The sequence below is a fragment of the Nocardioides bruguierae genome (assembly GCF_023656415.1).
Classification (GTDB): domain Bacteria; phylum Actinomycetota; class Actinomycetes; order Propionibacteriales; family Nocardioidaceae; genus Nocardioides; species Nocardioides bruguierae.
Window position 1 is genome coordinate 23,138 of sequence record NZ_JAMOIL010000015.1, and the last position, 13,701, is coordinate 36,838.

At 74.2% G+C, this 13,701-nt stretch carries 13 protein-coding genes; 4 read left to right on the forward strand and 9 right to left on the reverse strand.

The window, feature by feature from the left end:
* Nucleotides 1–35 precede the first annotated feature (35 nt).
* From M8330_RS12755 to M8330_RS12765, 3 genes are all read right to left on the reverse strand, one after another.
* Nucleotides 36–1,007, reverse strand: a complete 972-nt coding sequence (locus M8330_RS12755; RefSeq protein ID WP_250827639.1) for a hypothetical protein — start codon at nucleotides 1,005–1,007, stop codon at nucleotides 36–38.
* Nucleotides 1,004–2,431: a nucleobase:cation symporter-2 family protein gene (locus M8330_RS12760; protein ID WP_250827640.1), complete on the reverse strand. Its 1,428-nt coding sequence runs from the start codon at nucleotides 2,429–2,431 to the stop codon at nucleotides 1,004–1,006. Before M8330_RS12760 ends, M8330_RS12755 begins: the two co-directional genes overlap by 4 nt.
* A gap of 102 nt (nucleotides 2,432–2,533) precedes the next feature.
* Nucleotides 2,534–3,421 (reverse strand): LysR family transcriptional regulator, encoded by an 888-nt coding sequence (locus M8330_RS12765; protein ID WP_250827641.1) that lies wholly within the window; start codon nucleotides 3,419–3,421, stop codon nucleotides 2,534–2,536.
* Nucleotides 3,422–3,551: 130 nt separating this feature from the next.
* Here M8330_RS12765 and M8330_RS12770 point away from each other — a divergent pair, with 130 nt between their 5' ends.
* Both M8330_RS12770 and M8330_RS12775 read left to right on the forward strand, forming a co-directional pair.
* Nucleotides 3,552–4,283, forward strand: a complete 732-nt coding sequence (locus tag M8330_RS12770) for an SDR family oxidoreductase (RefSeq protein ID WP_250827642.1) — start codon at nucleotides 3,552–3,554, stop codon at nucleotides 4,281–4,283.
* A 284-nt stretch (nucleotides 4,284–4,567) separates the two neighbouring features.
* Entirely contained in the window at nucleotides 4,568–5,833 is a 1,266-nt protein-coding gene (locus M8330_RS12775; protein WP_250827643.1) for a uracil-xanthine permease family protein, read from the forward strand.
* Nucleotides 5,834–5,917: 84 nt separating this feature from the next.
* On the opposite strand, the gene trxA is transcribed toward M8330_RS12775, so the two are convergent.
* From trxA to M8330_RS12795, 4 genes are all read right to left on the reverse strand, one after another.
* Nucleotides 5,918–6,289: a thioredoxin gene (gene trxA / locus M8330_RS12780; protein WP_250053566.1), complete on the reverse strand. Its 372-nt coding sequence runs from the start codon at nucleotides 6,287–6,289 to the stop codon at nucleotides 5,918–5,920.
* A gap of 334 nt (nucleotides 6,290–6,623) precedes the next feature.
* A complete protein-coding gene (locus M8330_RS12785; protein ID WP_250827644.1) occupies nucleotides 6,624–7,109 on the reverse strand; it encodes a hypothetical protein in 486 nt (161 codons plus the stop codon).
* Nucleotides 7,106–8,995 carry a glycoside hydrolase family 15 protein gene (locus M8330_RS22475; RefSeq protein WP_250827645.1) on the reverse strand — a complete coding sequence of 630 codons (1,890 nt, stop codon included), beginning with the start codon at nucleotides 8,993–8,995 and terminating at the stop codon, nucleotides 7,106–7,108. The genes M8330_RS12785 and M8330_RS22475 overlap by 4 nt, the downstream gene beginning before the upstream one ends.
* Nucleotide 8,996: 1 nt before the next feature.
* Nucleotides 8,997–10,004, reverse strand: a complete 1,008-nt coding sequence (locus M8330_RS12795; protein WP_250827646.1) for an SDR family oxidoreductase — start codon at nucleotides 10,002–10,004, stop codon at nucleotides 8,997–8,999.
* 194 nt (nucleotides 10,005–10,198) lie between these two features.
* On the opposite strand from M8330_RS12795, the gene M8330_RS12800 reads away from it, so the two are divergent.
* Nucleotides 10,199–11,056 carry an SDR family NAD(P)-dependent oxidoreductase gene (locus tag M8330_RS12800; RefSeq protein ID WP_250827647.1) on the forward strand — a complete coding sequence of 286 codons (858 nt, stop codon included), beginning with the start codon at nucleotides 10,199–10,201 and terminating at the stop codon, nucleotides 11,054–11,056.
* Nucleotides 11,057–11,104: 48 nt separating this feature from the next.
* Here the strand turns inward: M8330_RS12800 and M8330_RS12805 are convergent, their stop codons facing one another.
* Complete coding sequence (locus tag M8330_RS12805; protein WP_250827648.1) at nucleotides 11,105–11,467, reverse strand: CBU_0592 family membrane protein; 363 nt, start codon at nucleotides 11,465–11,467, stop codon at nucleotides 11,105–11,107.
* A gap of 149 nt (nucleotides 11,468–11,616) precedes the next feature.
* On the opposite strand from M8330_RS12805, the gene M8330_RS12810 reads away from it, so the two are divergent.
* Complete coding sequence (locus tag M8330_RS12810; RefSeq protein ID WP_250827649.1) at nucleotides 11,617–12,564, forward strand: LysR family transcriptional regulator; 948 nt, start codon at nucleotides 11,617–11,619, stop codon at nucleotides 12,562–12,564.
* Here M8330_RS12810 and M8330_RS12815 read toward each other — a convergent pair.
* Nucleotides 12,558–13,700, reverse strand: a complete 1,143-nt coding sequence (locus M8330_RS12815; protein WP_250827650.1) for an FUSC family protein — start codon at nucleotides 13,698–13,700, stop codon at nucleotides 12,558–12,560. The genes M8330_RS12810 and M8330_RS12815 overlap by 7 nt on opposite strands.
* Between the last annotated feature and the right edge of the window lies 1 nt (nucleotide 13,701).

Sequence of the window (13,701 nt, forward strand, 5' to 3'; positions counted from 1 at the left end):
GCCGAGGTCCCGCCCCCACCCCAGCCGGGGCGCCCTCAGGCGCGGGGGCGCCCGCCCGGCAGCGCGACGGGCACGTCGCAGGTCGTGACGGCGTGGACGAAGCCTAGCCGGCGGTTCGCGGCCAGGATCGGCTCGTTGCCCACCATGTTCTGCGTGTAGAGCCGGGTGATGCCGGCCTGCGCCATCCGCACCGCCTGGTGCGCCTTGACCGCCGTGGCCACGCCCCGGCCGCGGGCGTGCCGCTCGGTGCCGGTGAAGAAGGTGTTGGCGGCCTCGTCCTCGCCCGGGCGCTCGGTGACCATCGTCAGCCCGAGCAGGTCACCGGTGGCGTCGCGGGCCAGGAGCAGCATCCACGGCTGCGTGACGAGCCCGCGGAAGACCTCGTACGGCACGTTCGCGTCGCCGTCGGCCACGTCGGGGGCGTCGGCGAACATCGCGGCGAACCGCGCGTGCAGCGTCCGCCAGGCGGCCTCGCCGAGCGCGTCCAGGTCGTCGACGGGCTCGAGCGCGACCCCCTCCGGCACGCGGACGGCGGCCAGCCGCTGCACCGTCGCCTCGTCGAGGGCCAGCACCGACTCGTGGTGCCGCTCGCTCACGGTCAGCCCCCAGGCGAGCCGGGCGGCCTCGGCGGGCGCCTCGTCCTCGCGGTACTCGTAGACCAGGCCCGGCAGCAGCCCGGCCGCGGCCTCCTCCAGCGCGGTGCGCAGCGCGGTGGCCACGCCGCGGCGCCGCTGCTCGGGCACCACCGAGACCAGGCCCGAGCCGTACCCGCCCACGGCCACCGGCTTGCAGACCGCCAGCCCGAGACCGGTCGGCCGCCCCGCCTCGTCCTCGGTGACGAACCAGGCGCAGGGCAGTGCGCCGGTGGCCTCCGCGCGGCGCCAGTGCAGGTACATCCAGGCGAGCGGGTCGCCGGGGGAGACCGCGGCCAGCGCGCCCTCGAGCGTCGCGGCGTCGGCCGGGTCGGTCAGCGGGTGCAGGCGGCGCGGTGCGGAGGGGGAGGTCACGCCTCCATGGTCTCGCCCTCCGCGGCCTCCTCGTAGCTCGCCTTCTCCCGCGGGAGCACCAGGTTCAGCACGATCGCGGTGAGGCCGCCGGTGGTGATGGGCGAGCCGAAGACCGACTGCGCGGTGGCGGGCAGGTGGCTGAGCACGTCCGGCACCAGCTCCACGCCGAGGCCGAGCGCGAACGAGACGGCCAGGATGAGCACGTCGCGGCGGTCGAGCTTGTTCTCGCTGCTGGCGATGATCTTGATGCCGGCCGCTGCCACGGTGCCGAACATGATGATCGTGGCGCCGCCCAGCACCGGCCGCGGCATCGAGGTCACCAGCGCCGGGACGACGGGGAACAGACCGACCAGCACGAGCATCCCGGCCACGAACATGCCGATCCAGCGGCTGGCGACGCCGGTGAGCTGGATGACGCCGTTGTTCTGGCTGAACGTGGTGTTCGGGAAGCTGTTGAAGACCGCCGCGAGCGCCGAGTTCACGCCGTCGCCGAGCACGCCGCCCTTGATCCGGCGCACGTAGGTCTCGCCCTTCACCGGCTCGCCCGAGACCATCGAGGTGGCGGTGAGGTCACCGGTGGTCTCGATCGCGGTGATGAGGAAGATGAAGGCGACCGGCAGGAAGAGCGACCAGGAGAAGTCCAGGCCGTAGGCGAACGGGACCGGCACGTTCACGACCGGCAGACCCGACAGGCTGGGCGCCGTCACCATGCCGAGCAGCGCCGCCACCGCGTAGCCGACGACCAGGCCGATGACGATTGCGCCCATCCGCACGTAGGTGTTGCGGCTGCGGTTGAGCGCGATCACGGTGACCAGGACGACGCCGGCCACCGCGAGGTTCTTGCCGCTGGCGAAGTCGTCGGTGCCGATCGTGGCCGCGCCGCCCGCCATGTCGGTGATGCCGGTGTCGATGAGGGAGAGCCCGATGAGGCAGACCACCGTGCCGGTGACGACCGGGGTGAGGATCTTGCGCAGCAGGTGCATGACCCGGCTCAGCGCCATCTCGATGAACGACCCGGCCAGCGTGATGCCGTAGATCATCGCCAGCGCCGCGGTGCCGCCGCCGACGGCGGTGCCCGCGGCGATCATCGGCCCCAGGAACGCGAAGCTGGTGCCCTGGATCGACAGCAGCCCCGAGCCGACCGGCCCGATGCGGCGCACCTGGATGAACGTGGCGACGCCGGAGACGATCAGTGCCATCGAGATCAGGTAGTTGGTGTCCTCGGGCTCGAGCCCCAGCGGACCGGAGAGCACCAGCGTGGGCGTCACGATGCCGACGAAGATCGCCAGCAGGTGCTGGAGCGCCGCCAGCAGGGTGGTGGGCAGCGGGGGTCGGTCCTCGAGCCGGTAGACGACCCCGGTCGCGTCCGGCTGCGGCTCGGACGGCTCGGCGGTGTCCGCGGTGGCCTGCTCGCTCGTGCTCATCCCCAGATCGAAGTCGACGGCTGTTGCAGGGTTGTCACGACGAGGTGAGAAGCCTGCGTCGCCGGTCGGCCGGTCGGGGGCGGGGCCGGCTGGGTGCGGGGATCAGGGCCTGCGCGGGACGCCCCGGGCCACGAGCACCTCGACGAACCGCTCGGACAGCGGGTCGCCGGTGGTGCGGCGCAGGGCGACCACGTCCCGCTGGAGCGGGCGGGTGAAGGGACGCACCGGGCCGGCGAACCCGGCCGGGATCGCCGTCGTCGGCACGACCGCGACGCCGAGGCCCGCGAGTGCCAGCGGTGCCAGGGCGCCGATCTGCCGCGTCCGCAGCCGGACCCGCGCCCGGGCACCGGCCTCGGCCAGCCGGCCGCTCACCCAGGCGTCGAACGCGCTGCCGGCCACGAGGCCCACGGCGTCCTCCCCGTCCAGGTCGGCCGGGTCGACGGATACCTGCCCGGCGAAGCGGTGACCGGGCCAGCAGACCACCACCAGCTCCTCGTGGCCCACCACGTCCGCGACGCCCGGCCAGGTGCTCGGGCGCGGGCAGACGGCCACGTCCAGGTCCCCGCGGCGGACGGCGGCGGCCAGGTCGTCGGCGCTGGAGCCCTCTGTCAGCGCGAACCCGGGGGCCGCGGCGTCGCCCGGTGGCCAGTGGGCCCACCAGTCCGCCAGGGCCGGGGCGAGCAGCGACGCGGTGAAGCTCTCGGCGCAGCCCACCCGCAGGTCGGAGAGTCGCTCGTCGCGGGCGGCCAGCACCGCCTCGTCCGCGGCGGTGACGGCGACGCGGGCGCGCTCCACCAGTCGGCGGCCGGCCGCGGTGGGGCGCACCCCGCGAGGCAGGCGCTCGAGCAGCGGGACGCCGACCTCCGACTCGAGCGCGGCGAGCTGGTGCGAGACCGCCGGCTGGGAGGCGTGCAGCGCGCGGGCGGCGCCGGTGACGCTGCCGGCGTCCACCACCGCGAGCAGGCACTTGAGGGCACGGAGCGTGGGCACGGCCCCACTCTGCCATTCGGTGTGTGCATGGCACGGCACCGAACAATCGATCCGGCGACGGGAAGGTTCGCCAGCGTGCCGCGGGTTGTGCCAGGTGGACACCGCAGTCGTCACCCGGAGGAGACCTGACATGACCAACCCGCTCGCACCCACCCCGCTGGCCGGCCAGACCGTGCTGATCGTCGGCGGAAGCAGCGGCATCGGCGCCGGTGTCGCCGACGCCGTCCGTGCCCAGGGCGGCCGCGCCGTCGTCGCCGGCCGCAAGGTCGAGCCCGGCCCCGACAGCATCCGCCTCGACCTCGAGGACGAGGCCAGCATCGTGGCCGCCGGCGAGCAGCTCGGCGAGCTCGACCACGTCGTCTCGCTGGCCGCCAACCACGCCAACGGACCCGTGGGCGAGCTCGAGCAGGACGCGATCCGCGCCGCCTTCGACGCCAAGATCGTCGGCCCCGTCCTGCTGGCCAAGCACCTCGCCCCGCGGCTGCGCGAGGGCGGCTCGTTCGTCCTGTTCTCCGGCGTCGTCGCCTGGAAGCCCGCCGCCGGTCTGGCGGTCATGGGGACCACCAACGCCGCCGTGGCCTCCCTGGTGGAGTCGCTGGCCGTCGAGCTCGCGCCGCTGCGCTTCAACGCGGTCTCGCCCGGCATCATCGACTCCGGCGTCTGGGACTCCATGCCGGCCGACGACAAGGCCGCCATGTTCGAGAACACCGCCAGGACCAACCCCGTCGGCCGCGTGGGTCAGGTGGACGACGTCGTCGCCGCCGTCCTGCTCGCGCTGACCAACGGCTTCATGACCGGCTCGGTGCTGCACGTCGACGGTGGCGGCAAGTTCGCCTACGAGCAGTCCAACGACCGCCCCTGACCCACGCCGGTGATCGCTGCCCCGTCTCGGTGATCGAGGTGTGACGAGCGCCGGCGAGGAGCCTCGAGATCCCCGCACCCGTCCGTGGCGCGCGCCGTTGCTCGGGTGCGGAGGTCTCGTGGCTCGGCCGTGGACGGCCTCGCACCTCGACCACCGGAGGGGCCGTGGACGGCCTCGCACCTCGACCACCGGAGAGGCCGTGGTCGGCCTCGCACCTCGACCACCGGGGGCCTGGCCGCCCCGGGACTGGTTGAGGTGGGCACGCGTCCGGGAGGATGCCGCGCATGAGCCTCGGATGGGACCTGCACGGTGACGGCAAGACCGTCGCGGACGGGGCGGTCGTGCGCCCCACGGAGCGGCTGACGTGGCCGCGGACGATCGGGCTGGGGGCTCAGCACGTCGTCGCGATGTTCGGGGCGACGTTCCTCGTCCCGATCATCACCGGCTTCCCGCCGACCGCCACGCTGTTCTTCAGCGGCGTCGGCACGATGCTGTTCCTCGTCATCACGGGCAACCGGGTGCCCAGCTACCTCGGCTCGTCCTTCGCCTTCATCGCCCCGATCACGGCCGCCACGGCCGCGGGGACGACGGGTAGCGCACTGTTCGGCATCCTCGCCACCGGCCTGCTCCTGGCGTTGGTCGGCGGCGTCGTGCTGCTCACCGGCGCGGGCTGGATCGACGCGCTGATGCCGCCGGTCGTCACCGGCTCGATCGTGGCGCTCATCGGCCTCAACCTGGCGGGCGCGGCGACCACCAACGTCGAGGTCAGCCCCTGGGTGGCGCTCGTGACCCTGGCGGCGGTGCTGCTGATCGCCGTCGGCCTGAAGGGCATGGCCGCCCGGCTCTCGGTGCTGCTCGGCGTGGTCGTCGGGTACGTGGTGGCCGCGATCGCCGGCGTCGTCGACTTCGCCCCGGTGCGCGACGCGGCCTGGCTCGGGGTCCCCGACTTCGCCACCCCGACGGTCTCATGGACCGTCCTGCCCGCGTTCCTGCCCGTCGTCCTGGTGCTGGTCGCCGAGAACGTCGGCCACGTGCGCACCGTGGCGCACCTGACCGGCGACGAGGAGGTCAACGCCCGCACCGGCCGCGCGCTGCTGGCCGACGGCGTCGCCACGACGCTCGCCGGCGCCGGCGGCGGCTCGGGCACCACGACCTACGGCGAGAACATCGGCGTGATGGCCGCGACGCGGGTCTACTCGACGGCCGCCTACTGGGTGGCCGCGATCGTCGCGGTGCTGCTCAGCCTCTCGCCCAAGTTCGGCGCGCTGGTGAACACGATCCCGGCCGGCGTCCTCGGCGGTGTCACCGTGGCGCTGTACGGCCTCATCGGCGTCGTCGGCATCAAGATCTGGGTCGACAACCGGGTCGACCTCAACCGCCCGGTCAACCAGTTCACCGCAGCCGTCGCGCTGGTGATCGGCATCGGCGACCTCACGCTCGACCTCGCGCCGGGCAGCGACGTCGTCACGGTCACCGGCATCGCCCTGGGTTCGGTCGCCGCGCTCGTCGTCTACCACGGCATGAGCGCGGTGGAGCGGCTGCGCGGCTGACGCGCTGCTGAGCCAGGTCCGGGAGGGAGGCCTCCGGACGTGCGAGACCCCCGCTGCCCGTGAGGGCGCGGGGGTCTCGTGGCGTCAGGACTGCTGGGCCTGCTGCTCCGCGACGGCCTTCTCGATCTCCTCCACGGAGAGGTCCTTCACCGCGGTGATGACCTGCTCGAGGGCCTGGGCCGGCAGGGCGCCGGGCTGGGCGAAGACCAGGTGGCCGGCCTTGAACGCCATCAGCGTGGGGATCGAGGTGATCTGCGCGGCGGCCGCGATCTCCTGCTCGGCCTCGGTGTCGAGCTTGCCGAAGACGATGTCGTCGTGGGTCTCCGAGGCCTGCTCGTACACGGGCGCGAACTGGCGGCACGGACCGCACCAGGACGCCCAGAAGTCCACCAGGACCATCTGGTTGTCGGTCACGGTCTTCTCGAAGTCGTCCTTGGTCAGGTCGATGGTCGCCATGTCGGCGGCTCCTCTCGGTTCGGGGAAGATCACCAGCCCCAACGCAACCCCTAGGGGGGTTATTCCCCACGGGCCGACGCGGCTGTCAGCGCACTCTGGTACGTCGCCGGGCGATCGCCTGTTCACACGCACAACGCAGCGCGCGGTCGCATGCTTCCCCGTGCGCCCCCGCAGGGGGACCCGGGAGTCGCTCCGCCCGCCGTCGGACCATGGTCCGGGGGAGCGCGGGGGGTGGTCGGCCACCCGCCGACGTAGGCGGGGCGGCTCCCGGGCCACCTCTGCGTTACCCGCGATCCCCCACCCCATCCCACCCGGGCGGTCGTTGAAGGGGGCACTACCCGAGCCCGGCCCGCCTCAGCAGGGGGACGCCCCCGGGCAGTCGGCGCAGGAGCACCCGCGCCGCGTTCGCCCGGAACCCGCCGGCCGGCTCGCCGGTCTGCACGGGCAGCCCGCGCCAGCCGACGTAGGCCCAGGTCGCCGCGATCCCCCCGTCGACCAGCGCAGCCCGACGGTGGGCGGGCGCGTCGAAGGGCCTGCCCGTGAGCACGGGGACGAGGGTGGACGCCGCGTGTGCGCCGTCCACCCACACGCCCATCGCCTGCACGCTGGGGGTCGGGTCCGGCCCCGAGAGCACCGCCTGCGCGAGGTGACGCGCGCCGAGCACGCGGCCGATGCCGCGGGTGAACCGGTCGTCGCGCGCGCCGGGCAGCACGGTGGCCACGCGCCCGGGCACGGTGAGGGCCGCGAGGCCCCAGACGGAGCGGGCGAGCCCGAGGCGCCCGGCCCGGGTGTGCAGGGCCCGAGGCAGGAGGGCGCTCACGCGACACCACCCTTGCCCGTGGGGGCCGGGTCGACCGGGACGGCCGGTTGGTCCCCCTCGTCCACCACGCGCAGTGCTGCGGTGGCCCCGATCAGCGCGAGGTGGCTGAGCGCCTGCGGCAGGTTGCCGGTGGGGACGCCGTCGGGCGTGGCCATCTCGGCCAGCAGGCCGTGGCCTGGCCCCTCGGGGTCGCTGAGGTGGTCGAGCGAGCTCAGCAGGTCGCGCGCCTCGTCGGCCCGCCCCAGCAGGGCCAGGGCGTGGACCCGCCAGAACGCGCAGGCCAGGAAGGTCTCCTCCTCCTTCTCCGCACCGGTGTAGCGGTAGAGGAGCCCGGTGCCCTCGACGCCGAGCCGCTGCCCGACCGCGTCGAGGGTGCTGCTCATCCGCTCGCTGCGGTCGAAGCCGGTGATGGCGCCGAGCAGCACCGAGGCGTCCAGGTCGTCGGTGCCCGGACGGGCGGCCCAGGCGCCGGCCACCTCGGACCAGCAGTGCTCCCACACCCACGCCCGCACGGCTTCCGCCTCGCCGTGCCAGCGGCGGCCGTCGCCGTGCAGCTGCCCCCGGTCGGCGAGGGTGGCCGCGCACTCCAGTGCGTGCCAGACACTCATCGCCGACGACGTCCAGTGCTGGTTCTCCTCCAGCTCCCAGATGCCCGCGTCGGGGGTGCGCCAGCGGTCGGCGCAGATGTCGGCGAGGTCGGAGAGCTCGCGCTGGGTGCGGGGGTCGAGCACGTGACCGCGCTCGACCCAGCCCAGCACGGCGCCGAACAGGTGCCCGTAGACGCCGAGCTGCAGCTGGCCGGTGGCCCGGTTGCCACGCTGCACCGGGCGGGAGCCGCGGTAGCCGGGGACGTCCGGCTCCTCCAGCGCGGTGGGCACGTCGCCGTCCAAGGTGTAGAGCACCTGGACGTCGGGTCCGTGGTCACGGATGGCGTGCAGCAGCCAGCGCATGGCCGCGTGCACCTCCTCCTCCAGGCCGAGCGCCGCGAGCGCGTCGATCGTCATGGCGGCGTCGCGGACCCAGGTGAAGCGGTAGTCCCAGTTCTTCTCGCCGCCCACGCGCTCGGGCAGCGACGTCGTCGCGGCGGCCGCGATGGCGCCCGAGGTCGTCATGAACAGCGTCTTGAGCGCCAGGCCGGAGCGCACCATGCGGTCGCGCTCCGGGCCCTCCCACACGACCGAGTCGCCCCACGAGCGCCAGGACTCGACCGTGTGGTCGAGCCGGGCGTCGACGGAGGCGACGTCGCAGAGGAAGACCGGGTCGGCCTCGGAGGCCACGAGACCCACCGTCGTCCGCTCGCCCGCGGCCAGGTGCAGGCGCACGAGCACTCTCCGGTGCTCCACGTGCAGCGCGGCCTCGTCACTGACCCGCAGGCCGACCACCGTGGGGCCGGCGTGCACGACCACGCCCGCCGATGTCTCCTCGACCCACGGCTGCCACGCCCGCAGGCCGTCGCCGGGCGCGATCTCGAGCGTGACGGTGACCTCCCCGTCGGTGCAGGTCAGGCGCCGGGCGAGCTCGCTCCACGGGAGCGGGCCGGAGCGGCCGGAGTCCAGCGCGTCGAGCACGACCAGCGTGCCCGACGCGGTGACCAGCGTCGTCTCCAGGACGTTGGTGCCGGGCAGGTAGCGCGCGGAGGTCTCCAGGACGTCGGCGTCCGGACAGATCCGCAGCGCACCGCCCCGCTCGGGGTCGAGCAGTGCCGCGAACGTGGGGGGCGAGTCCAGGTCCGGCGTGGCCCACCAGTCGACGGACGCGTCCGGCCCGACCAGGGCCACGCCCCGCCCGTCGCCGAGGACGCCGTAGCGGCCGAGGTCGGCGAACCCGGCGTCGTCCCGGGCCTCCCCCCGGGGTGCCCGGGGTGCCGGGTCCACCTGCCCGGGCACGTCAGGCCGTCTGCCGACGCAGGGCGAGGGAGCCGACGACGGCCGCGGCCGTGGCCAGCGTGGCGCCGATGGCGGCCCCACGGTGTCGGCCGATGATCGAGACCGGGTCGTGCTCGAGCGCCCCCTTGTCGAAGGGGCCGCGGGCGCCGCGGTCGACCTGGTCGTCGCGGGGCTCGAAGACGTTGGAGCCGTAGCGCGGCAGCGCCTGGTCGGTCTGCTGGGACGTCACACCCGTGCGCGCCAGGTACCAGTCCACGAAGGACGGGGCGAGCCGGTTGCCCAGCACCGTGTACGCCGTGGCGATCCCGACCCACGCGTTGCGCTTGCCGGTCTCCGCGGAGTGCCGGACCTGCTTCGCGCACACCTCGGGCTGCACGATGGGCGGCACCGGCATCGGGTGCTGCGGCATCTTGTTCAGGTTCCAGGCGAACTGGGTGGTGTTGACCCCCGGCAGCGTCACGAGGCCGATGGTGACGTGGCTGCCGGTGGCCTTGAGCTCGGTCAGGACCGACTCGGTGAAGCCCTTCACGGCGTGCTTGGCGCCGCAGTAGGCGGACTGCAGGGGGATGGCGCGGTGCGCCATCGCCGAGGAGACGTTGACGATCGCGCCGCGGTCGCGCGGGCGCATCCGCTTCAGCGCGGAGCGCACCCCGTTGACCTGGCCGTCGTAGGTCACGGCGGTCATCCGGTGGTACTCCTCCGGGGTGGTGTCCCAGAAGTAGGAGAGGGCCCCGGCGAACGCGACGTTGACCCACACGTCGATCTCGCCGAGCTGCTCCTCGACCAGGTCGGCGGCCGCCTCGACGGCCTCGCCGTCGGCGACGTCGACCGAGAGCCCCAGGCCCCGGGCGCCCCGCTGCTCCACCTCCTCGACGGCGGCGTCGAGGCCGGCGCGGCCCCGGGCGAGGACGGCCACGTCGTAGCCGTGCTCGGCGAACTCACGGACCGTGGCGCGGCCGATGCCGCCGGTCCCTCCGGTGATGACGACGACCGGGCGATGTGTGCTCATGCGACTCCTCCTTGACTGGGGGCGTGGCCGCTGGGCCGCGCCCGCTCCAGATAGTTGAGTGGTGCAACGACCAACTGACTACCCATGAATGCGCGGGGGAGTCCGCCCAGGGGGCTGAGATGTCACTGAGAACGCATGAACCCGGCCAGGACCGGCGGCGATCGGCCTCCTCCGCTCACCCGGGCGGGGGAGCGGTGCTGGTCACCGGGGCCTCCAGCGGGATCGGTCTCGCCGTGGTGAGCCTGCTGCGGACCGCCGGCCACGACGTCGTCCTGGCCTCGCGCAGCGCGGAGGCGCTGGAGCGGGCGGTCGCCGTCAGCGCGGGTGAGGGAGCGACGCTGCCCGTGGTCGCGGACGTGTCGTCGGCCGCCGAGGTGCGCGACCTGGTCGATCGGGCGGCGGCCTGGGCGGCGGGCCGGGGGCGCGCCCTCACGGGAGTCGTCCACTGCCCCGCCGTCCTCGCCTACGGCCGCGTGGAGGACGTGCCGGACGAGGTGCTCGACCGCGCCCTCGCGGTCTCGCTCGGCGGCACGGTGAACGTGGCGCGCACGGCGCTGCGGCACTGGTCGGGCCGTGGCGAGGTCGGCTCGCTCGTGGTCGTGGGCTCGCTGCTGGGCGAGGTGACGGTGCCGGGCATGGGCGGCTACGCGACCGCCAAGTGGGGCGTGCACGGGCTCGTGCGGACGCTGCAGCAGGAGAACCGAGGCCGCGCCGCCCGGGCCCGGGTGTCCCTGGTCGTCCCCGGTGGCGTCGACACCCCGGTCTACGAGCAGGCCGGCACGTACCTGGGCAGGCACGGTTCCGCGCCTCCGCCGGTGGTCTCCCCGCACCGGGTCGCGCGGGCCGCCGTGCGGTGCCTCGAGCGGCCGCGCCGGCGGGTCTCGGTGGGCCCGGCCAACGCGCTCACGCGCCTCGGGTTCCTGCTGGTGCCACCGGTCTACGACCTGCTGGTCGGGCCGCTGGCCCGGGCCTTCGCGCTCGGGCGACGCGCCGACGACGGCCCCGGCAACGTGCTCGCGCCCGTCCCGGAGAAGGAGCGTCTGCGCGGCTGAGGCTGGTGCCCCGCCGCCGACCGATCGATCCGGTCGGCGGCGGGAGTCTCAGGCGACGGCCTCCATGACGAGGGTGTCGCAGAGGTCGTCCTCGTGCCGGTTGGGCTGCGGCGGCAGCGCGGGCAGCTGCTCGGCGGGCACGGCCTGGAGCTCGGTGCCGCGGTGCGCGCGGGCGCCGCGCACGGCGGCGGCCACGAGCGTGAGGATGCCGGCGCCGATCCAGACGACGTTGATGGCCACGTTGGGCATCGCGTGCGCGTTGAGGGCCGTGCCCATCAGGAGTAGTCCACCGACGACGTTGAGCCACTGGTAGGTGTGGCTGCTGCTGCTCATCCGACCCAACGCGACCAGCACGTAGGGAACGAGGACGATCACCCCGCCGGTCCACCCGGCGACGTCGATCAGGGACACGGAAAACACCTCCACACATGACGATGACGCGGTACTTGATCGGCCGCGTCCCCTCCATGGTGAGCCTCGTCAAGCAACAGCACCAGCGATAGAAAATGACAGATTTCTGTTAGCGTTCCTTATATGTTGCGCGACGTGCCGGAAGAGCCGTGCTGAACCTGGCCAGGCTGCGCACCCTGCAGGAGGTCGTGCACCACGGCGGGCTCTCCGCGGCCGCCCGGTCGTTGCACTTCACGCCCTCCGCCGTCTCCCAGCAGATCGCCGCGCTCGAGGACGACCTGGGCACCGCCGTCCTGGAGAAGGCGGGTCGGACGGTGCGTCTCACCGAGGCCGGCAGGGTGCTGCTCGAGCACGCCGAGGGGCTGCTCGCGGCCGAGGCGGCGGCCCGGTCGGCCGTCGAGCGGACCCGCCGCGCCGATGCGGTGCGGCTGACGGTCGGGGTGTTCGCCTCGGTCGCCTCGGGCCTCGTGCCGACCCTGTTCACCGAGCTCGCGCGCAGCGCCCCGCACATCCGGATCAGCACCCGCGAGGTCGACCCCGAGGACGCCGTCGTGCAGCTCAAGCACGGTCGGCTCGACGCGTCCTTCCTGCTCGACTACCCCGAGGCCCCGGAGTCCTGGTCGTCCGGGCTGTCGTTCGCGGAGATCGGCACCGACCGGCTCGCCGTGGCGCTGCCGGCCGCCGGGGACCTCCGTGACGACCTCGTCACGGGCACCGGCTGGGGGCTGAGCGGCGTGCACCTGGCCGAGCTGGCGGACCGCGACTGGATACTCGCGAGCGAGTCCACCTACTACGGGCGGGCCGTGCGCGCCGCGTGTGCCCGCGCCGGATTCACGCCGCGCGTCGTGCACGAGGTCGAGGAGCAGGCCACGGCTTTGGCGCTCGTGGATGCAGGCCTCGGCGTCACGCTGGTCAGCGACCTGGGTCGTGGGCTGCTGCCCGAGGGCGTGCAGGTGGCCGAGCTGGTCGAGACGGTCAGCCGCCGCGTCATGCTCGTCTCGTTGGAGGCCTCGGCGGCCCGGCCGTCCGTGGCCGCCCTGATCGAGGCGGCCACGTTGGCCAGTGCCGTGGTGGCCGAGCACGACGACGACTACTGAGCCGCGCTGCTCTCCTGGTCCTGGGTCTGCCGCTGCCCGGCGTCCGGCGGGCGGGCGTCGCTCTCGCCGACGGCCGCGTCGACAGCACCCGCCAGCTCGCGGACGGCGATCAGCAGCGCCCCGTAGACCGGCCAGTGCCGGTCCGGCAGGTCGGACGCCGACAGCGTGCTGACCAGGTCGGCGACCTCGTCGGCCACGTCCGAGCCGAGGACGTGCGTGTCCTCCTCGGCGTGCGCGAGGCGGGCTCCGAGACCGTCGAGCAGCCGGGTCCAGCGCTCGCGGAACCCCTCGTCCCACTCGTGGGCCTGCTCCGTGGACCGGTCGACCACGCGGGCTGCCGCGCGGGTCTGTGTGATGGCCTCCTCGAGGCCGCGGCGCGCCTCCTCCAGCCGGTCGGGGTCGGGTCCGCGTCTGCGCCGCGGGTTGTACCAGCGCGCCTCGCGGTTGGTGACCAGCTGGTTCTCCGCGCGGTCGAGGTCGGCGTCCAGGCGGGCCGTCTCGGCGATCCACTCCCGGCTCGCGTCCTGCCCGAGGTCGGCGGCGCCGTGCGTGACGTCGTGGGCCATCCGGCGCAGCAGGGCACCGAGGCCCTCGGAGACGCGGACGAGGCTGCGCTCGGCCGTGCCCGCGTCCAGGGGCGGCACCACCAGCACGTTGACCACGATGCCGACGAGCACGCCCACCAGCGTGTCGGCGAAGCGGTGCAGCAGCAGGACGGGCTCGTCGCCCGAGCCGGAGGTGAGCAGGAACAGGGCGGTGGTGGCCACCGTGACGCCCTCGGTGCGCAGCCCGGGCGCGCGGGCGACGAGCAGTCCGACCAGCACGGCCAGCCCCATCGGCAGCGCCCCGAACCCGAGGGTGACGGCAGCGGCGAACGAGAGCAGGATGCCCAGCCCGGTGGCGGCGACCGACTGCGCGCCGCGCCACACGGAGCGGTAGACGGTCGCGTGCACCGTGAGCAGGGCCGTCCACGGCGCCAGGAACGCCGACTGGAGACCGAGGACCTCGGTGGCGACCAGCCACGCGGCGACCGTGGCGAGCACCGCCTTGACCACCTGGAGCAGGTCGAGCCGGTGCTCGGGCGCGAGCAGCCGGGTCAGCGGGGCGACCCGGACCCGGCGCGTGCCGTCGGCCACG